Annotated in this window: 17 protein-coding genes and 2 pseudogenes; 4 read left to right on the top strand and 15 right to left on the bottom strand. The window is 70.9% G+C overall.

What is annotated here, in order from left to right; genetic code table 11:
• Window positions 1–396: 396 nt before the first annotated feature.
• From ACIBJF_RS41935 to ACIBJF_RS41925, 3 genes are all read right to left on the bottom strand, one after another.
• On the bottom strand, window positions 397–2,589 hold the full coding sequence (locus tag ACIBJF_RS41935) for an MMPL family transporter (protein ID WP_399182144.1): 2,193 nt from the start codon (window positions 2,587–2,589) through the stop codon (window positions 397–399).
• Between the two features lie 223 nt (window positions 2,590–2,812).
• The gene (locus ACIBJF_RS41930) at window positions 2,813–3,466 is read right to left on the bottom strand and encodes a maleylpyruvate isomerase N-terminal domain-containing protein (protein WP_399182142.1); all 654 of its coding nucleotides are present in this window, start codon (window positions 3,464–3,466) and stop codon (window positions 2,813–2,815) included.
• A 76-nt stretch (window positions 3,467–3,542) separates the two neighbouring features.
• Window positions 3,543–3,908, bottom strand: a complete 366-nt coding sequence (locus ACIBJF_RS41925; RefSeq protein WP_399182140.1) for a 5-carboxymethyl-2-hydroxymuconate Delta-isomerase — start codon at window positions 3,906–3,908, stop codon at window positions 3,543–3,545.
• 266 nt (window positions 3,909–4,174) lie between these two features.
• Here ACIBJF_RS41925 and ACIBJF_RS41920 point away from each other — a divergent pair, with 266 nt between their 5' ends.
• Together ACIBJF_RS41920 and ACIBJF_RS41915 are read left to right on the top strand one after the other, a co-directional pair.
• On the top strand, window positions 4,175–4,609 hold the full coding sequence (locus ACIBJF_RS41920) for a septal ring lytic transglycosylase RlpA family protein (RefSeq protein ID WP_399182139.1): 435 nt from the start codon (window positions 4,175–4,177) through the stop codon (window positions 4,607–4,609).
• 63 nt (window positions 4,610–4,672) lie between these two features.
• Window positions 4,673–5,821: a glycoside hydrolase family 19 protein gene (locus ACIBJF_RS41915; protein ID WP_399182136.1), complete on the top strand. Its 1,149-nt coding sequence runs from the start codon at window positions 4,673–4,675 to the stop codon at window positions 5,819–5,821.
• Window positions 5,822–5,933: 112 nt separating this feature from the next.
• Here ACIBJF_RS41915 and ACIBJF_RS41910 read toward each other — a convergent pair whose 3' ends face one another.
• On the bottom strand, window positions 5,934–6,785 hold the full coding sequence (locus tag ACIBJF_RS41910) for a helix-turn-helix transcriptional regulator (RefSeq protein ID WP_399182134.1): 852 nt from the start codon (window positions 6,783–6,785) through the stop codon (window positions 5,934–5,936).
• Between the two features lie 87 nt (window positions 6,786–6,872).
• On the opposite strand from ACIBJF_RS41910, the pseudogene ACIBJF_RS41905 reads away from it, so the two are divergent.
• A pseudogene (locus ACIBJF_RS41905) lies at window positions 6,873–7,265 on the top strand (SDR family NAD(P)-dependent oxidoreductase); the annotation flags it as partial.
• A gap of 54 nt (window positions 7,266–7,319) precedes the next feature.
• On the opposite strand, the gene ACIBJF_RS41900 reads toward ACIBJF_RS41905, so the two are convergent.
• On the bottom strand, window positions 7,320–8,540 hold the full coding sequence (locus ACIBJF_RS41900) for an RNA-guided endonuclease InsQ/TnpB family protein (RefSeq protein ID WP_399182133.1): 1,221 nt from the start codon (window positions 8,538–8,540) through the stop codon (window positions 7,320–7,322).
• 153 nt (window positions 8,541–8,693) lie between these two features.
• Here ACIBJF_RS41900 and ACIBJF_RS41895 point away from each other — a divergent pair.
• Window positions 8,694–9,155: pseudogene (locus ACIBJF_RS41895) on the top strand (alpha/beta hydrolase); the annotation flags it as partial.
• Between the two features lie 445 nt (window positions 9,156–9,600).
• Here the strand turns inward: ACIBJF_RS41895 and ACIBJF_RS41890 are convergent.
• The 10 genes from ACIBJF_RS41890 to ACIBJF_RS41845 all read right to left on the bottom strand — a co-directional run bounded on the left by ACIBJF_RS41890 (window position 9,601) and on the right by ACIBJF_RS41845 (window position 19,311).
• Window positions 9,601–10,377 (bottom strand): gamma-glutamyl-gamma-aminobutyrate hydrolase family protein, encoded by a 777-nt coding sequence (locus tag ACIBJF_RS41890; RefSeq protein ID WP_399182131.1) that lies wholly within the window; start codon window positions 10,375–10,377, stop codon window positions 9,601–9,603.
• Complete coding sequence (locus ACIBJF_RS41885; RefSeq protein ID WP_399182129.1) at window positions 10,374–11,891, bottom strand: aldehyde dehydrogenase; 1,518 nt, start codon at window positions 11,889–11,891, stop codon at window positions 10,374–10,376. Before ACIBJF_RS41885 ends, ACIBJF_RS41890 begins: the two co-directional genes overlap by 4 nt.
• Window positions 11,888–12,607 carry a gamma-glutamyl-gamma-aminobutyrate hydrolase family protein gene (locus ACIBJF_RS41880; protein WP_399182127.1) on the bottom strand — a complete coding sequence of 240 codons (720 nt, stop codon included), beginning with the start codon at window positions 12,605–12,607 and terminating at the stop codon, window positions 11,888–11,890. The genes ACIBJF_RS41885 and ACIBJF_RS41880 overlap by 4 nt, the downstream gene beginning before the upstream one ends.
• Window positions 12,604–13,317: an ABC transporter substrate-binding protein gene (locus tag ACIBJF_RS41875; RefSeq protein WP_399182126.1), complete on the bottom strand. Its 714-nt coding sequence runs from the start codon at window positions 13,315–13,317 to the stop codon at window positions 12,604–12,606. The genes ACIBJF_RS41880 and ACIBJF_RS41875 overlap by 4 nt, the downstream gene beginning before the upstream one ends.
• Entirely contained in the window at window positions 13,314–14,711 is a 1,398-nt protein-coding gene (locus tag ACIBJF_RS41870) for a glutamine synthetase family protein (protein ID WP_399182124.1), read from the bottom strand. The genes ACIBJF_RS41875 and ACIBJF_RS41870 overlap by 4 nt, the downstream gene beginning before the upstream one ends.
• 23 nt (window positions 14,712–14,734) lie before the next feature.
• Window positions 14,735–15,955 (bottom strand): NAD(P)/FAD-dependent oxidoreductase, encoded by a 1,221-nt coding sequence (locus ACIBJF_RS41865; protein WP_399182122.1) that lies wholly within the window; start codon window positions 15,953–15,955, stop codon window positions 14,735–14,737.
• Window position 15,956: 1 nt separating this feature from the next.
• The gene (locus tag ACIBJF_RS41860; RefSeq protein ID WP_399182120.1) at window positions 15,957–16,145 is read right to left on the bottom strand and encodes a ferredoxin; all 189 of its coding nucleotides are present in this window, start codon (window positions 16,143–16,145) and stop codon (window positions 15,957–15,959) included.
• A 27-nt stretch (window positions 16,146–16,172) separates the two neighbouring features.
• Window positions 16,173–17,378, bottom strand: coding sequence for a cytochrome P450 (locus ACIBJF_RS41855; protein WP_399182118.1), 1,206 nt, complete (start codon window positions 17,376–17,378; stop codon window positions 16,173–16,175).
• A 423-nt stretch (window positions 17,379–17,801) separates the two neighbouring features.
• On the bottom strand, window positions 17,802–18,548 hold the full coding sequence (locus tag ACIBJF_RS41850; protein ID WP_399182116.1) for a cache domain-containing protein: 747 nt from the start codon (window positions 18,546–18,548) through the stop codon (window positions 17,802–17,804).
• Window positions 18,538–19,311, bottom strand: a complete 774-nt coding sequence (locus tag ACIBJF_RS41845) for a FadR/GntR family transcriptional regulator (protein WP_399182115.1) — start codon at window positions 19,309–19,311, stop codon at window positions 18,538–18,540. The genes ACIBJF_RS41850 and ACIBJF_RS41845 overlap by 11 nt, the downstream gene beginning before the upstream one ends.
• Window positions 19,312–19,353: the final 42 nt, after the last annotated feature.

Below are 19,353 nucleotides of genomic sequence, written 5' to 3'. Positions count from 1 at the left end.
CCCTGACGGCGATCCGGCTACCCCTGCCCTGCTCCGCAGGAGTCCGATTCCTCCCCGGCCTGAAGGCCGGGGCATCCTCGGAGGAACCCGGTGAATGCCATGCACGTGAGGGTGCTGGTCGATGCGGACGTTTACCCGTGCGGCGGTTGATGCCCCGGTCCCGGTTCGGTTAACTGCCGGTTACATGGATCGAGTTGGCGGGGGCCGGCGTCCCGTCCTGCCTTGCGCAGACCCGGCCGGGACCGTGCCGCCGCAGTCTCGTCCGCCAGCCGGTCCGGCCAACCGGCCTAACCCGGCGGGGTGCAGCCCGGCCGGCCGTGTCCCGCGACGCGCGGACGGGGCGTCCCGCCAGGCCTCTTGACCCGGCGGGACGCGCCGTCCCGACCCGCACTGCCGCTAGTTGCCGCGTCCCGCGGCATGGTGGGCGACGGAGTCCCGCTCGCCGCCCGGCGCCGATACGGAACCGCCGACACCGGCGGCCGCGCCGGCCGGGGCGGCCTCGGCCCGGTCGCCGTGCCCCGGCCACCACGCGGCGTGGCCGATCAGCGCGGTGAGGCTCGGTGTGAAGAACATCGCCATCACGAAGGCGGCGACGGCGATGCCGAAGGACACCGCGAAACCCATCTCCGTGAGCAGTGAGTTGCCCGCCAGCATCATCGTGGCGAAGGTCGCCGCCAGGATGAAGCCGGCCGCGGCGACCGTCGGACCGGCGTGCCGCAGGGCCATGCCGGCCGCCTCACGCGGCTCGCGGCCCTCGCGGGCCTCCTCGCGCAGCCGGGCGATCATGAGGATGTTGTAGTCGGTGCCGATGGCGACCACGAACAGATACATGATCACCGGGAGCATGAACATCAGACCCGAGTGTCCCTGCCCCTTCTGGAAGATCCACACGGTGGCGCCGAGGGTCGCGCCGAAGCCGAGGCCCACCGATGCCATCAGGTACCAGGGGGCGACGACGCTGCGCAGCAGCAGACCGAGGATCACCATGATGAGGACGGCGGCCACCGGGAAGACCGTCTTGTAGTCGTGGTTCACCGCGGCGTCGATGTCCTTGTAGATCGAGGACATGCCGCCGACGACCGCCGTGGTGCCGTCAGGGGCGTCGGCGTGTGCCACGTCCCGCACCCGGCCCACGGTGTCGATGGCCTTGTCCGTCGACGCCTCGTACTTGAGCGTGACGGTGAAGTCCGCGGTGCTGCCGTCCTGGTTGACCTGCGTCATACGGGCGCTCGCCACCCCGTCCACGGTCCCGAGCTTGCTCGCGTACGCGTCGAAGGCGGCCTTGTCCAGCGGCTTGCCGTCGGTGCTGGACAGGTAGACGTCGGTGGGTGCCGCGGCGCCCGCCGAGTACGCCTTCTGCATCTGGTCCTGGACGACCATCGACTCCTTGGTCTTCGGCATGGAGCCCGACGCCAGGTCGAACGTGGCGTTGTAGCCGAAGATGCCGAGCGACAGCGCGATCAGGACGAGACCGGACGCCCCGGCGGTCAGCGCGGGGCGGCGCTGCACACTGCGGCCGAGGGCGGCGAACCGGGCGTTCTCCGGCTCCTTCTGCCAGGACTTGGAGGGCCAGAAGACCTTCGGTCCGATCAGCGAGACCACGGCCGGGATCAGGGTCAGGCCCGCCACGAGGGTGGCGGCCACCGCGATCGCCAGCGCCGGGCCCATCTGCTTGAGGAAGCCCAGCGTGGACAGCACCAGCGCGAGGAACGCGATGATGACGGCGCCGGCCGCCGAGGCGATGGCCTCGCCGACCCGGCCGACCGCGTTGATCATCGCCTCCTTGGGTTCGTCTCCGGCGCGCAGGCGTTCGCGGTACCGGAACATCAGGAAGAGGAAGTAGTCCGTACCCACGCCGAAGAGCACGACGATCAGGATGGACGAGATCGAGCTGTTGGCCTGCAGGTCGAACAGCTTGGTGGCGTAGGCGATCAGGCCGTTGGCGATGGCCGACACCAGACCGATCAGCACCAGGGGCAGGAAGGCCAGGATCGGCGCCCGGAAGATGATCAGCAGGGTCACCAGGATGATCACGAAGGTGCCGATGCCGATCAGCGCCTGTCCACGCTTGGACGAGTCCTGCTGGTCGAGCGCCTGCGCGGCGGAGCCGCCGAGCTTGACGTCGAGATGCGTGCCCCTGGCCAGCTCCTTGACGTCGTCGCGCAACACCTTGGCCGCGTCCGCCTGTTTGGGCTGGCCCGCGTTCTTGCTGTCCATCTGGACCAGGGTCAGGTCATACCTGCCGTCCTTGGACGGCTGGCCGGGGACGACCTTCTGCACCTGGTCGATGTGCTTGTTGCCCAGCTCGGTGGTGATCCGGGCGACGTCCTGCTTGTCGGCGGCGGTCAGCTTGCCGCCGTCCGTGCGCTGGTAGAGCGCGATCGCGGACGGGGTGAAGGCGCTGGGGAACGCCTTCTGCTGCAGATCCGCCGCTTTGATGGATTCGTAACTCTTCGGTAGGAAGCTGCTCTCGTCGCTGTTCGAGGGCAGACTCGGAGCGGTGGCGACAATCGCCACCGCGGCAATCAGCCATGCCACGATCGTCCACACGGGATGTCGGACGACGGTGGTGCCAATACGTCGGAACATGCGGAAGGTCCTCCTGGACAGGAAGATCACCGCAGCCCGGGGAGCGGTCCCTGGCATCGGCGACCCCGTACGGCCCGTGTCCAACGGGCCGGTCGAACGGTTGTCTTGCGGCCACATGGTAGTGACCGGGGGCGAAGATCATCTCATCAAGTGGTCGGGTTCGGGCCGGGCCCGAGTCCCCGGGGGACGTTTGAGCACTCGTCCGGGAACGGCGACGGGCCGCTCACCCCAGAACGAACGGAAGCCTGTCGGCCAAGTCGCCCAGCACGGCCTGCTCCTCGTCGGTCGGCGCACGGCGTCCGGTGCCGATCCGCAGCGTGTCCTTGTCGGACAGCGCGGCGGGGAACGCAGCCCCCGCGATCCTCTCCAGCGTCGCGCGTGTCGCCGCGAGCGTCTCGGCGGGCGGCTCGGCGGCCGACGGCAGATGGGCGATCAGGTCGAGGTGGTGCAGGGTCCACTCGACGACGTAAGCCGACAGGTAGTCACCGACGGTCAGCACCTCGTCTCGGGTGCCGACGCGGACGGCCGGGTCGGCGAGCGCGGCGGCGCGGCCCGCCGCGGAACCGACGTCGTCCAGGTGGAACTTCAGCCACCGCGGCTCGCCGTACGCGGCGGCCAGTCGAGGGATCAGCGCGTCGAGCGGGTCCTCGCCGGTCGGGGGCTCGACCAGCTTCCAGTAGGTGACCGCATCCACGGTCGGTGCGGTGCCGACAGGTGTCACCAGGGTGATCAGGACGTCCCGCGCGTCGATGACCAGGTGGCACACCAGGTCCCGTACCAGCCAGCCGGTGCAGCCGGACGGCCGCTCGAAGTCCTCGTCCGGCAGTTCCGCGACGGCTGTGCGCAGTGCCGCCCAAGAGCGTGAGAAGAGATCCACCGGCGGCAAGCTAGTGCGGGACCGGTGGGACGGACAACCGAATTCCGATGAGCCGTGTCCGGCTCCGACCGGCGGTTCATCGCACGGACGGCGAAAGCCGGTAGGAGGCGGCGAGGTCGCGCACCTCCACGGAGAGGAACACCTGTTCCTCGCCAGGGTCGTGCGCCGGCAGATGCTTGGCGAGCAGGGCCAGCACCCCCTCCGACAGCCGGGCTTTCTGCGTCTCGGGGCGGCCGGGCATGAGGCCGACTTCCACGTGCACGAACACGGCCTGCCCGCTCGCTCTGTCCCCGACATACGTCTCCGCGGGCCGCAGCAGCGTCTTGCACACGCCCGACGTACCGGACTCCTCGACCACGAGCGGATGCAACTCCTTCACCAGGGCGCAAGCGTCGAAGGCTCCGGCCAGGCGGGACGAGTAGTCGATGGTGAGGTACGGCATGGAGGACCTTTCACGCGTTCCCCGTAGTTTCACTAGGCAACTATTTTCCCTCATGCCGCCGGCGGGTCGCACCTCACCCCCTGCGTTCCGGAACGAGCCTCAACTCGCTTTCCTCATGGCTTACTTCACACCTTGACCGCCAATGGTCTGTACCTCTAGTTTCACAGCCCAGCCACACATCGTGCCCCGTGTTCACCGTTGGCCGTCCCTGCCGGAGGTGCACCGTGCCCGATGCCCACCCCCCACCCGAAAGGCCACCCCCCTTCATGGCAAGGTCCCGTTCCGCCGCCGTCCTGACTGCCGCGCTGGGCCTCTCCGCATGCCTGCTCACCGCTTCCCCGGCCCAGGCCGACACGGACGCGCCCGCCGCGCCGGCATCCGACACCTGCTGGGCGACCCACTACGGCCCGCAGCCGCCCGGAGCCCTGACCGCCAGCGGCGAACTCTTCGACAACAACGCCGACACCGCGGCGACCTCGCTCAGCCGTCAGCCCCAACTGCCCTTCGGCACCCGGGTGCAGGTCACGAACACCGCCAACGGCAGGTCGCTGGTGGTCCGTATCAACGACCGGGGCACGTTCGCCTGGACTCCGCAGGTGCCCAAGTGCCTGGACCTGACCGACGGCGCCTTCGGCCGGCTCGGCGGAAGCCTCGACCCCGACGCCGGACACATCGTCGTCACCGAGACCGTCCTCGGCTGACGGCCCCGTACCCACACCACCGGCATGCACCCATCCACCCGACCAGGACAGGAGCACCCGTCGATGCACCTCCGCCTCGCCGAACTCCCTTTCAGACCCATACGCCTGGGGCGTCTCGGACGCTTCCTGGCCGGCGGCGTCGTCGCCGCCCTCCTCGCCGCGCTGTTCGTCGCCACACCCGCCCGGGCCGCGGACGGGCAGATCACCGGGCTGGCCGGCAAGTGCGTGGACGTGGCCGGCGCCAACAGCGCCAACGGCACCGCCGTACAGCTCTACGACTGCAACGGGACCAGCGCCCAGATCTGGTCGAACCCGGGTGACGGCACCCTGCGGGCGCTCGGCAAGTGCCTGGACGTCGTCGACCGCAGCACCGCCGACGGCGCCGCGGTCCAGCTGTGGGACTGCTCCGGCGGCGCCAACCAGCAGTGGGTGGTCACCTCGGCCCACGACATCGTCAACCCGGCCGCGAACAAGTGCCTGGACGTGCGGGACAACAACAGCGCCAACGGCACGCGGCTGCAGATCTGGACCTGTACGGGTGGCGCGAACCAGAAGTGGAACGCTCCGGCCGGCGGCGGAAGCGGCACACCGTCCGGATTCGTCGTCTCCGAGGCCCAGTTCAACCAGATGTTCCCGAACCGGAACGGCTTCTACACCTACAGCGGCCTCGTCCAGGCCCTCAGCGCCTACCCCGGCTTCGCGAACACCGGCAGCGACACGGTCAGGAAGCAGGAGGCCGCCGCCTTCCTCGCCAACGTCAGCCACGAGACGGGCGGCCTGGTCTACGTCGTCGAGCAGAACACCGCCAACTACCCCACCTACTGCGACTGGAGCCGGCCGTACGGTTGCCCGGCCGGGCAGGCCGCCTACTACGGACGCGGCCCGCTCCAGCTCAGCTGGAACTTCAACTACAAGGCCGCCGGTGACGCACTCGGCATCGACCTGCTGGACAACCCCTGGCAGGTGCAGAACGACGCCTCCGTCGCCTGGAAGACGGGCCTTTGGTACTGGAACACCCAGTCCGGACCGGGCACGATGACCCCCCACAACGCCATGGTCAACGGCGCCGGATTCGGCCAGACCATCCGCAGCATCAACGGCTCCCTGGAATGCGACGGCAAGAACCCCGCCCAGGTCCAGAGCCGTGTCGACGCCTACCAGCGCTTCACCCAGATCCTCGGCGTCTCGCCGGGCGGCAACCTGTACTGCTGACCTGGTCAGACCTTGCTCACCGGTGCACCGCGTCGCAGGAGAGGCGGTGCACCGGCCTGTCGGCGCCGTGCGCGCCGCTCTGCTCGGCCACACACGGGACGGCGGGCTCGGCTCAGCGGGCGGCGTCCATGCGCTGGGTGCCGATGACCGACAGCAGCCGCAATGCCTCCTCGGACGGTGTGCCGGGGACGGCGGTGTAGATCACGACCTGCTGGTCCCGGTCGGTGAGGTCGAGGGCGTCGCAGTTGACGGTGACCGGCCCGACCAGGGGATGCCGGAACGTCTTGCGGAGCGTGGGGCCCGCGTCCACGTCGTGGGAGTCCCACAGCCGGGCGAACTCCTCGCTGCCGGCGCGCAGTTCCTGGATCAGCCCGGTCACCTCGGGATCGTCGGGGTAGCGGGCGGCGGCCGTGCGCAGCCGGCGCGCCGCGTGCCGGGCGAACGCGTCGGCGTCGGACACGCCGTACAGCCGCTGTCCGGCGGCGCGCGGCCCGAGGAAGACGCGCCGCGCGAGGTTGCGGTCGCGCCGCGGCAGGGCCGAGAAGTCCTCCATCAGGGCGGCGGCCAGCTCGTTCCAGGCGAGCACCTCCAGCGTGGCCGAGGTGACGAAGGCGGCGGACCGCGGCAGCCGGTGGATCAGGTCGAGGATGCTCTGCCGCACCTCGCGCGGGGGGCCGGGCGGGGGCTCCGGCGGGGCACCGGCCAGCAGATGGAGGTGCTCGCGCTCGGCGTCCGACAGCCGCAGGGCGCGGGCCAGCCCGGCCAGTACCTCACGGGACGGGCGCGGGCCGCGGGCCTGCTCCAGCCGGGTGTAGTACTCGGTCGAGATGAACGCCAGATGCGCCACCTCCTCGCGGCGCAGCCCCGGCGTGCGGCGGCGCGGCCCGGCGGCCAGGCCCACGTCGGCAGGGCTGATCCGCTCGCGCCTGCTGCGCAGGAATCCCGCAAGTTCTGCTCTGTCCACACCCCCAGTGTGCGGGTGTGCCGCGAGAACCATCCAGGTACTCCCGGTGCCTGGATGGGCCCGGCTCCCGGGCGCAGGCTCGCTGCCATGGACAACACATCGCACGAGGAACACAAGGACACGCCTCCCTGCGGCCTGCTGGCCGGCAAGGTCGCCTTCGTCACCGGTGCCGGGCGCGGGATCGGCGCCGCCGCGGCGCGGCTCTTCGCCAGGGAAGGTGCCCGGGTCCTGCTCGCGGCCCGCACCGAGGCCCAGCTGAAGGCGGTCACCGAGGAGGTGCGGGCGGCGGGCGGCACCGCGGACTACGTGGTGTGCGACCTGGCCGACACGGCGAGCGTGCGCGCCGCCGTGGACCGTACCGTCGACCTCTACGGCCGACTCGACATCGCCTTCAACAACGGGGCGACGATCCAGCCGCCCGGCCCCATGGACCAGCTGCCGGAGGCCGAGTTCGACCATGTGTACACGTTGAAGGCTCCCCTCCCTGAAGGGAGTGGATTCTCCACCCTCCAGGGCTGAGCGGGGATTTACGGCTCAGGCCGCCGCCGGAGCCGGCGGCTCGGGTGGTCTTACGCCCTCGGCACCGTCCGGGTTCCAACCTGCCCGGACCAGCATCACGCGGGCGGAGTTCTTGTCCCTGGGGGACACGGCTCCGCACACGGTGCAGGTATACGTTCTCATCGACAGAGGCAGTGCGTGCTTGGTTCTCGCTCCGCACGTGGCACAGTCCATCGTGGTGTGCGCCGGGTGCACGAGACGGACGTCCCGCCCGTGCTTGCGGCCCGTCTCGACCAGGGCACGCTTCGTCGCGGCGAGGGCGGCATCGGCCGCCTTGCGGGCCATGGTGGTCTTCGCCAGGAACCTCGGCCTGAAGTCCTCCACCGCAACCCCGTCGTGGCCGCGCATCACCCGCTTGGCCCACTTGCGGGCGGTGTCCTCCCGCTGCCTCGCCACCTTCTTGTGCAGCTTCGCCGCCTGCGCCTGGGCCTTGCGGTAGCCGGCGGATGCGGGCTGTCCCTTCGAAGGCCGGCGCCGGGCCATCATCCGCTGATACCTCGCCAGCCGCTGCGCGGCCCGCCTGCCGTGCTCGGCATGCGGCAGATCGTAGGCGTCGTCGGTGGTGGTGGCGGTCTCCGTCACACCCCAGTCCACCCCGAGCACGCGCCCCGTGCGGGCGAGCGGTTCACTCTGCGCGGCAACGACGAAGGACACATACCAATGCCCGAGCGTGTCCTGGTACACGCGCACACTCGACGCGTCGGCGGGCAGATCCCGCGACCACACCACCGTCAGCACGATCTGGCCCGCAAGGTGCAGGCGGCCGTCCTTGAGGCGGAAACCGCGCTTGGTGTAGTTGAGGCTGGGCCGCGCCTCCCGCTTCTTCTTCCAGCGGGGCATCCCGGCCCGGCGCTGCTGCGGCAACCGGTCCTTGATGTCCTTCAGCGCTTTCGCCCTCGACCTGGCGAAGTCCCGAATCACCTGCTGCTGCGGCACCGACGCGCCCTCAGCCAGCCAGGGCGTCGCCCTGCGGGCCTCGGTCAGCATCTTGTCGAGCTGAGCCGGACCACACGTCAGCTTCTCGCCACCCGCTTTGCCCTGCACGTGGACCTGCCGGGACTTGGCCACGCACTCATTCCAGATCCAGCGGCAGCGATCCCACTCGGCTTCGAGCCGGCGCCTGGCCGTGTTCGACAGGCGCACACGGAAGGTGTACCGGACATGCCCGGTGTCCTTCGTGGTCGCCTCTGTCGTCATGCATCCGAACCTACCCGAGCGGACTGACAGTTGAGAGCTCTCGATCATCGTGGGCGACATCACCGCCGTGCGGGGCGGACGCCGGATCGCCCCGCAGGAGCCCGATTCCTCCCCGGCCCGAAGGCCGGGGCATCCTCGGAGGAACCCGGTGATCTGCACACAGAGGCAGGGACCAAGACCAAGCCCATTCTCGAGCAGGCCGCTCAAAAGGTCGCGGAAGCGGCGGCGAAGCCGCCGTTCCTCTACGAACTCGGCCCGGAAGGCGCCCGCAAGGTGCTGGACGACATCCAGGCGGCACCTGTCGGAAAGCCTGACGTGGAGGACACGTGGATCACGGTGCCCGCCGATGTGGGAGACGTCCGGGTCCGCACCGTCAAACCTGCCGGTGCAGCCGCGGGCCTGCCGGTCATCCTCTACGTGCACGTGCGGGAGCTGGCCGTGGGTACCGACGCCGCGGTCGCCTTCGTCGAGTACGACCGCTCCCCCGAGGCCCGGTACCCGGTGGCGATCGAGCAGGCCTGCGCGACCGCGCGCCGGGTGACCGCGAACGGCGCAGCCGAGGGTCTGGACGCCTCCCGCATGGCGGTGGCCGGGGACTCCGTCGGCGGCACCATGGGGCCGCGAGCTCCTGCAGTTTCAGCTCCGGGTCGATCACCTGTTGTTCGAGTGTGGTGATCCGGGCCTTGAGCTGTTCGGTGTCCTCGGGGCCGCCGACGCCGGACTCTCGCCAGACCTGCTCGCCCAGGACCTCGTTGCCACCCAACCCACTGACACCACCCCACATACTCACCGGGCCGCCATCGACGTCCCGGTGACCCCCTGCGATACGAGCGGCGGGGGCATCACTGCATTCAACCCGTCAGTCGGGCGTTGTGTGCGGCTGACACAGCACAGCATCACAATCCCGGGGGCGGGGTAACCCGGTTTTCGGGGAGTCTCGGAACTGAAATTGCGGGGTCGTCCACCGCCACGGTCCGCAGCGGGCGGCGGCCCCTCTCGTCGAGCTGGGCGAGTTCGGTTCGTAGTCGACGGTGATGGAGCCGTAGTAGTTCACCGCAGGTCATCGGGCGCAGGCGGCCACGAATGTCTGGAAGATGCGCTGTCGGTGTTCGTCGGATCCGTCCGGGTCCTCGGGGTGCCACTGCACACCCACCACCCACCGGGTCGGATGCTCGACCGCCTCTATCACCCCGTCGTCGGCGTGCGCCACCGCCACGAGCCCGTTTCCGACCGCGGCCACCGCCTGGTGGTGGCCCGACCGGACGGTCAACCGTTCGGCGCCGGTGAGGGTGGCCAGCCGGGAGCCCTGCGCCACCGTCACCTTCTCGTCGAGGAACAGCGGTTGCCCGGGACCACCGCGGTGCAGCCGGTAGTCCTCCAGGTCGGGGATCAGAGTGCCGCCGAAGGCGATGTTGACGAGCTGTGAGCCGCGGCAGATGCCGAGCACCGGCCGATGCGCGGCTGTCGCCGCCCGGATGGCGGTGATGCAGTGGTCGTCCGCCCGGCGGTCCACGCCATAGGAGTGGGGCACCGGCCCGTCGATCCCGTACAGCTCTCCGTCCACGTCACCGCCGCCGAGGAGCAGCAGTCCGTCGTAACCGGCGTACTGCGCCGGGTCGCCGAGCCCGTCGGCGGAGGTGTCCACCAGTTCGTACCGGGCGCCCAGGCCGTGCAGGCTGGTCAGCGCCGTGCGGGTGAAGCGCCGCACGAGGTCGGCGACCGGCTCGGTCAGGTCGGGGAAGTTGAGCGAGACCAGAACCGCGATCCGCGGGCCGTCGGCGGGTGTCGCGCCGTCCGGCTCGACATCCTGCCGGTGCACCACCGGGCGGCCGTTCACAGTCTGATCCAGGTGGTCTTGAGCTGGGTGTACTTCTCCAACGCGTGCAGCGACTTGTCGCGGCCGAAGCCGGACTGGGCGTAGCCGCCGAACGGCACCGTGATGTCGCTGTCGTCGTAGCAGTTGACCCAGACCGTGCCGGCCCTGACCGCCCGTGACATACGGTGCGCGGTGGTGAGGTCCCGTGTCCACACCGAGGCGGCAAGGCCGTAGTCGGTGCCGTTGGCGATGCGCACGGCCTCCTCGGCGTCCTCGAAGTCGATGACCGCGAGAACCGGGCCGAACACTTCCTGCTGTGCGATGCGCATCCCGGGGTCGACCCGGTCGAAGACGGTGGGCTCCACATAGCAGCCGCCGGTCTCCGTGAGCACCCGGCTGCCGCCGAGCACCGCTTGCGCGCCGTCCTCCACAGCGCCCTGGACATGGCCGAGGACGCGTTCCAGGTGCTTCTCCTCCACCAGTGCGCCGAGCCCGGTGCGTGGGTCGAGCGGGTCGCCCACCACGGTGCGGCTCGCCTCCTTGACCACCAGATCGAGCAGTTCGTCCTTGACGGAGCGGTGCACCAGCAGGCGCGATCCGGCGGAGCACACCTCGCCCTGGTTGAAGAAGATGCCGCCGGCGACCGCCTTGGCGACCACAGCCAGGTCGGGTGCGTCGGGGAGCACGATCTGGGGCGACTTCCCGCCCAGCTCCAGGGACACCTGCTTGAGGTTGGACTGGGCCGCGTACTGCATGAACAGCCGTCCGACCTCGCCGGAACCGGTGAAGGTGATCGCGTCCACGTCCGGGTGGAGGCCGAGCGCGGCACCGGCCGTCGGCCCGAAGCCGGTCACCACGTTGAGGATGCCGTCCGGCACGCCGGCCTCGGTGGCCAGCTCGGCGAAGCGCAGTGCGGTCAGCGGGGACTGCTCGGCCGGCTTGAGGACCACCGAGTTGCCCACCGCGAGGGCGGGCGCGATCTTCCACACCGCCATCATCAGCGGGAAGTTCCAGGGGACCACCGCGCCGACGACGCCGAGCGGCTCGCGGGTGACGGTGGCGAGTACGTCCCGCCCGGTGGGCGCCACCTCGTCGTACTGCTTGTCGACGGCCTCGGCGTAGAAGTCCAGGGACTGCGCCGTCACCCGCAGGTCCACCGCGAGTGCGTCGGTGAAGGGCTTGCCCATGTCGACGCTCTCCAGCAGCGCCAGCTCCTCGGCATGCTCCTCGACCAGCCGTGCCAGCCGCTGCAGCACCGCCCGTCGCTGCCTGGGATGCAGGTCCGACCACACGCCGCTTTCGAAGGCACGGCGGGCATCGGCCACGGCGCGGTCCACGTCCTCGGCGCCACCCGCCGCGACCTGCGCGATCGCGCGGCCGTCGCGCGGTGAGATCCGCTCGAACGTCGCGCCGTCGAGGGCGTCCACCTGGCGTCCGCCGATGTACAGCCGGGTCGCCGGGGACAGGTCGGCGAACCGCTTCTCCAGTTCGTCGCGCCGGGCCAGGGCCGCGGCGGTATCCAGGGTCGCGCTCACGCGGCGACCTCCTTTCGGATTCGGGCACGGTCGATCAGGTCGGCGAAGAGGGCGGCGTCCTGCGGAGAGGAGGCCGCCAGGTCCTCCGGGTGCCACTGCACGGCGAGCAGGTCCGCAGACGTGTGCTCCAGCGCCTCCACGCAGCCGTCGGCGGACCGTGCCGTTACGCGCAGTTCTCGGCCGACCCGGTCCACCGCCTGGTGGTGGTACGAGGAGATGGTGAAGGCCTGCGAGCCCACCACGGCTTCCAGCCGGGAGCCATCCACGGCCGTCACCTCGTGCAGGGCGTCCAGGTGTTCCACAGCGCCCGGCGGGAGGTGCTGGATCAGGGTGCCGCCGCAGACGGTGTTGACCACCTGCAGGCCGCGGCAGATCGCCAGCGTCGGGATGCCCAGCTCCAGCACGGCCCGGGCGGCGGCCAGGTCGAGCGCGTCCTGCTCGTCATGGTCGGGCGCGGTCCGCGGGTGCCGGTCCTGACCGTAGTGGGCCGGATCGAGGTCCGAGCCGCCCGGCAGCACCACGCCCGCGAAACCGGCCAACCGCCCGAGCAGGCCGGGCAGTTGTCCACGGTCGGCGCCGTGCAGCACGAGGGGCTCCCCGCCGGCCGCGAAGACGGCCTCGCACACCGCCTCGGCAGCGACCGTGGCGCTGAACCGCAACCCGGAGACGGAGGCGGCACGGCGGCCGACGACGAGGATCGAAGGCCGCACGCTCACCTCTTCACCTCACCGTCGAAGGGGTACTCCAGCCCCGGCAGCCACTGCGCCCAAGCCTTGGCCAGCCGTCCGTCCGCAGTGATCCGGCCGAGCGCCCCGTCCAGCTGCGCCCGCAGCTCGGACCGGTCCTGGGCGGTGCCGATGGCCCAGCGGTTGCCGGTGCGCACGGTGAAGGCGAGGTCGAAGTCCGGGTGGTCGTCCAGCGGGACGAAGACCACGTCGTCGTCGACCACCGCGTCCACCGCCCCGGTGCGCAGCGCCTGCAGCATGTCGGCGAAGACGTCGTCCGAGTCACCGCCGAAGGCCACGGTGATCGCTCCCTCGAAGGTCTCGGCCAGCGCCATGTTGGTGGAGCCCTCGATCGCGGCGACCCTGCGGCCGTGCAGGTCGGCCGCTGCGTGCACCGGATCCCCTCGCCGGACCAGGACCGACTCGTGGAAGACCGCGTACGGGCGGGTGAAGTCCACCAGGGCCGCGCGGGCCTCGGTGATGCCCTGCCCGCACAGCACGGCGTCCGCGTCCCCCCGCCGCACGGCGGGGATCATCTCGGCCCACGGCAGGAAGACCCACTCCAGCGGGCGACCCAGCTCGGCGGCGACCAGTTCGCCGACCGCCGGTTCGTAGCCGCGCCGCCCGGCCATCGGGTCGGCGAGGTGGAACAGCGGCGGGGCCTCGGAGTCGATGCAGGCCAGACGCAGCGGCGCGGTCACGGGGCCTCCTCCGCGTACATCATGTGCTCCCAGTCGGTGACGACACCGCAGAACCGGGCCCACTCGTCGCGCTTGACCTCGCTGTACAGGTCGACCAGTTCGGAGCCGAGCGCGGTCTTGACGACCTCGTCCGCGGCGAAGGCGTCCAGGGCCTCGCCGAGGGTGAGCGGCAGCTTGGCGAAGGTGACTTCGCCGGCGTAGCTGGAGCCGCGCTGGGCCGGTCCCGGGTCGATCCGGTTGTCCAGGCCGTCCTGGATGGCGGCGAGCAGCACGGCGTGCGACATATAGGGGTTGACCATGGCGTCCGGCAGCTTGAACTCCAGCCGGCCGTTGGCCGACAGGCGCACGGTGCAGGTCTTGTTGTCCATGCCCCAGTTGATCTGGGAGGGCGCAAACTGGCCCGAATCCCAGTACCGCTTGTAGGAGTTGACGGTGGAGCCCATGACGGCCATGGACCCGGCGGCGTGGGTGAGGATGCCGCCCAGGGCGTGTCGTCCGGTCTCGGTGAGGTGCAGCTCCTGCACGCCCGGTTCGGCGAGCACGTTTTCGTCGCCGCGCCACAGGCTGAGGTTGTGGTGGCAGCCGTTGCCCATCATGCCGGTGGCGGGCTTGGGCATGAAGCTCGCTGTCACGCCGAGCTCGCGGGCCACCTGCCGGCAGATCTGCCGGTAGACGATCAGCCGGTCGGCGGTCAGGTCGGCGTGGTCGTACATCCAGTTGAGTTCGAGCTGGCCCGGGTCCTCGTAGTCGCCCTCGATCATGTCCAGCCCGAGCGCCCGGGCGTAGTCGATGACCTTCTGGTAGATCGGGCGGTACCGCTCCAGGTGGTCCACGTGGTACGCCGGGCTGGAGCCGGGACGGAACCGGGCGTCCAGGCCGGGGCCGCTCCAGGTCATCTCGGGCTCGCAGCCGGTGCGCAGCTGGAGTCCGGTGCGCTCGGTGAAGTCGGCGTGCAGCCGCAGCAGGTTGCCGCGCACGTCGGTGGCCAGCGGCTGCCCGCCGATGCCGGGCCGGTGGTCGGGCTCGTAGAGCCGGCAGAAGAAGCGGCCGACGCTGTTGTCCCACGGCAGCACGGCGAAGGTGTCGAGGTCGGGCACGGCGGTGAACTCGGCTGCCTCGGCGCCGCCGCCCAGCAGGTTGCCGGTCCGGTCGACCTGGAGGTCGGATACCGCAGTGCGGTGCAGCTGGACGCCCTTCTCGGCGTTGCGCACCAGATGGTCGGCGGGGACGACCTTGCCGATCACCCGGCCGGTGATGGTGACAGCCTGGTAGTAGAGGTACTGCACACCGGCCTCGGCGATGCGGGCCTGGATCTCCGCGATCGCGGCCCGGTCGGTGTTGCGCTCGCGGTGCCTGTCCAGCGCGGTGGCACGGGGGATGACGGTGGATGTCATGGGGGTTCCTCGCGGGGTGAGGGTCAGGCGGCGGGGACGAGGGCGGTGAAGGCCTCTCGTAGCTCGCGCTGACGGGCAGGAGGGAGGTTGATCGCGACGGTGCCCACGTGCTCGGACCGCCGGTGATAGGTGGCCAGCACACCGCCGTGGAGGTGGTCCGGGTCACCCTCGTGCAGTCGGACCTCATCGGCGAGGGCGGGCGAGCCGAAGCTCTGGAAGCGCAGGTCGAGTTGATCGCTCCAGAACGAGGGGATCGGTGTGAAGGGAGTGGGGTCGGGCTCCCGGCCGGCCAGTTGGGCGGTGAGGGTGGCCGCCGCGCGCTTGGCCGTGTCGGCGGGGATGGACCAGTGCTCGACGCGGCGAGGCAGGTCGTCGAAAAGGGGATTGGGGAAGCGGGCGATGTCGCCGACGGCGACCACCCGGTCGGCGTCGGCGGCCCGCAGCAGGTTGTCGCAGAGGATGCCGTCGGAGAGGTCGAGTCCGGGGTTGCCGGCCAACCACTCGGTGTTGGGCAGGGAGCCCACGGCTTCGATCACGGCGTCGGCCCCGAGGGTGGTGCCGTCGTCGAGGTCGACCGCCGAGACCCGCTCCCGTCCGAGGATGCCGGCCACGGCGCGGCCGGTGTGGAAGCGGATGCCCGCGGCCTCGTGGTGCCGCTGCACGGCCTGCGCGAGCTCCGCGCCGAGGACCCGGTTCATCGGTGCCCCGGAGGGCTCCACGATGCTGACCCGGCATCCCAGCCGGAGCGCGGTCGCGGCGACCTCGCAGCCGACGAATCCGGCACCGACCACCACCACCCTCGCCTCCGGCCGGAGTACGCCGCGCAGTGCGATGCAGTCCTCCAGGGTGCGCAGGACGTGTCGGCCGGCCGTCGGGCCGGGCAGCGACAGCCGTCGCGGGCGCAGCCCGGTCGCCGCGACCAGGCCGTCGAAGCCGAGCTCGGTGCCGTCGGACAGGGTCAGCCGCCGCTGCTCCAGATCGGTGGCGGTGACGGCCCGGCCGAGGCGGAAGTCCACGTCACCGACCAGGGCCCGGCGCCGGAAGGCCACCGAGGCGTGCACCTGCTCGGCGGAGGGCTCGCCGGGGGCGGCGAGCGTCTCCTTGGACAGCGGGGGGCGGTTGTAGGGGGGATGGGGTTCGTCGCCGAGGACGGTGATCGGTCCGGTGTGCCCGGCCGCCCTCAGCTGCTCGGCCGCGCGCAGGCCGGCCAGGGAGGCGCCGACCACGGCGATGTGGGCAGGCATCTCAGTCCTGGATGAGGATGGCCTGGACGGGGCAGACGTCCGCCGCTTCCTCGGCTTCGAAGCGCTGCGACTCGTCGGGGTTGCCGTCCCAGACGAGCTTTCCCTCCTCGTTCATCTGGAAGACGACGGGCGCGGCGATCGCGCACTGGCCGTGGTCCTGGCACTTGGCCAGGTCGACGATGACCTTCATGGCAGGTCTCCTCTCGGTGTCGGCCGCTCAGGCGGCCGGGCTGAAGGTGATGGGCAGGCGGATCGGGCCGGTGTTGCCGGAGTCCGGCAGCCACTCGTCGCCGTCGGCGGGGCGTGGGTCGCGTATCCGCCGGGCGAGCAGGGGCAGCGCCTCGCTCATGTCGCTGCGGGCGACGAAGTGGCCCAGGCAGTGGTGCGCGCCGCCGCCGAAGCCGAAGTGCGGCTTGCGTTCGGCGGCGATGTCGAAGGAGGGCTCGCCGAAGACCCGGGGGTCGGTGCCGGCGGACTCGCTGAAGAGGTGGACGGTGGTGCCCGCGGCGATGTCCAGTTCCTGGAAGGTGAAGTCCTCCCGGGCCTCACGGGTGACCCAGGTGACGGTGGGGTTCACCCGCATGACCTCCTCGACCGCCTTGCCGCCCAGCTCAGGCCGCTCGGCGAGCAGCCGCCACTGGTCGGGGTGGCGCATGAAGGTCTGCATGGCCAGGCCGAGCTGGTTGCGGGTGGTGTCGAAGCCGCCGAAGATCAGCAGCAGCAGAGCGTCGCGCAGCTCGGTGTCGCTGAGGCTGTCGGAGTCACGGTGGGCACGGACCAGCGCGGAGACGAAGTCGTCCCGCTCGCCTCGCCGACGGTCTGCGATCAGCTCGTCCGCGTAGGCGTAGAGGTTCGACAGGGCCGCCTCGATCTTCGGCATGTCCTGGCGGATCGTCACGCCCATGGCGAGACCGATGGTGGCGGACTCGCGGGCGATCACCGGCCACTCGGACTCGGGGATGCCCAGCATGATGGCGATCACCCGGGCCGCGTACGGTTCGGCGAATTCGGAGACGAACTCGCAGCGGTCGGGTTCCCGGAAGCCGTCGATCAGCTCGGCGGCGAGCGCCTGGAACCGGGGCACCAGTGCGCCGATCAGTTTGGGGGAGAAGGCGGGGTTCATCAGCCGGCGCAGCCGGTGGTGCTCCTCGCCCTCCTTGTTGAGCACCCAGCTGGCCCACCAGTCGGCGAACGGGCCCTCGGTGATGCCGTTGTGGGCGGGCCAGGCGGCGCTGCCCTGGCGCAGCTTGGGGTGCTTGAGCAGCCGGCTGACCTCCTCGTAGCGGAGTACGGCCAGGCCGTAGTTGGTCCGCGCGTACCAGCTGCGTTCGCGTGCCTCATGCACGGCGGCGGATTTGATGGAGAAGTTCGGGTCGGCGACGTCGAAGTACGGCGCTGCGTCCACTGCGGCGGTGCCCGTCACGGGGCCTCCAACTGTGTGCCGGGGCGGGTGAGTGACGTGAATACTCTAAAACTAGAGTTTGGATGTCAATGGGTCGGCGGAAACGGCCGTCCCGGATCTTTCGGCATGACGGTCAGGGATCTGCGCGGGGTCACGGCCCGGGCCGGATCGGGTGCGGGGGTGCACAACCCCGAGCGCCGCCCGCCCCCGACCACGGGCATGCGGGGGCTGCGTGCCTGGTCAGGGGGCTCGCTGCAACGACGCGAGTACTCAACGCGGGGTGAGCGTGAGGGAAGAAAACGCCGGCCCGGGCATTACGGAGATGCAGGAGTGCGTGCGGATTCCCGTGCCCGTGACGCGCGCGAAGGGAGCGGCCCGCGCAGTGCCGCCGTGAGGTCCGCGGGACAGGTGCCCGCGGGCGTCGGCCGGCCGGATGGGCCGGAGCTACTCGGGGTCGGCGAGCCCCAGCACCCACCCGCTGTCCAGCCCGACCTCGCCCGCGGCGAGGAAGACGCCGTCCCGCGTCTGCGGCACCCGCGGCAGCCGGGACCCCACCAGCCAGCGGGGGGTGTTCGCGGCCACCACCCGGCGTTCCGCACCGACCAGCACGGCGTCGTGGCCGGCCCGGCGCAGCAGGCCCAGCAGCCGGGGTTCCAGATCGCTCATCCGCAGATCCGTCCCGGCCACGCCGAGGAACTCGCCGCCGTCGACCACGGGAACGGTGAACGTGCAGATGTAGCTGTCCGCGGCCGAGTAGTCCACGTACGGACCGAACACCGCGCGCGCACCGTGGTCGCGGGCGGCCGCGTACCACTCCATCTCGAAGTAGTCGTAGACGTCGACGCAGGTCGGATCGAGATTGAGCCGCATCGGCACGAAGCCGGCCGCACCCCGTTGCCACCACTGGATGTGCCGCTCGCGGTCCGGCAGCAGCTCCGCCGCCGCCAGGAAGCCCAGGCCGTCCGACTCGGGGTGCTCGGTCAGCCACTGCACGACGGTCGGTTTGAGGCCCGCCAGGTCGGCCGCGCCGAAGACGCCGCCCGCCGCCCGTACGCCACGGCGCCGGCGGACGACCTCGTCGGCGACCCTCTGCGGACCGGTGAAGACCGCCTGGAGCAGGTCCCGCACCTGCTGCAACAGGGTGTCGAGCACCTCGCCGCCGCTGTGGGGCGCACCGGAATCAGCGGCCATCGGACACCTCCACAGATTCCCGCTCGGCCATCCGGAGATGCAGTTCGATGAGCCGCCGCAGGTTGCGTTGTACATGCCGCTCGGCAAGGGTGCGTGCCCGCTCCCCATCCTCCTCCGCGATCGCGGTGGCGATGGCGTGGTGCTCGGCGACCACTTCGTCCAGCTCGGTCTCGGACTCGTAGGAGAGCCAGAGCAGGCCGGCCGTGCAGGACTGCAGGTCCACCTCCAGCCGGGTCAGCCGCTCCGACTGGGAGGCGATCGCCACTTCGATGTGGAACCGGCTGTCGGCGCGGATCCGCGCGCCGAGCCCGTCGGCCTTGGCCAGCTGTTCGACCAGGTTCAGCAGTCGCCGCAGACCGGCGGCCGAGGCCCGCTCGGCTGCCAGCCGCGCCGAGGCGCCCGAGACCGCGAACTGCTCGTCGGCGAGATCCCGCAGCTGGGAGATGGTGGTGGAACTGATCCGCTCCACCAGCGGCGTCAGCGGAGGATTGGCCGGGCGCCGCACGAAGGTGCCGCCGGTACGGCCGCGACGGGTCTCCACCAGCCCCTGCTCGCGCAGGACCGCCAGCGCCTCCCGCAGGGTCATCGGCGACACCCCGAGCTGGTGGGCGAACTCCACCTCGGTCGGCAACTGCTCGCCGTCGACGACCAGCCCGAGGTGGATGGCCTCCGTTATACGCTCGACGACCTCGCCGGTACGTCCGGCGGACGTGAGCGGGGAGATCAACGAGGCGCGCACCACGGGTGCACCCTGTGTCGCCACGGCCCCTCCTCGCGTCCTGCCGCCAAGCCCTTGTGCAATAAC

The sequence above is a fragment of the Streptomyces sp. NPDC050743 genome, from assembly GCF_044456925.1.
GTDB lineage: Bacteria > Actinomycetota > Actinomycetes > Streptomycetales > Streptomycetaceae > Streptomyces.
This window is presented reverse-complemented; position numbering and strand designations above follow the sequence as displayed.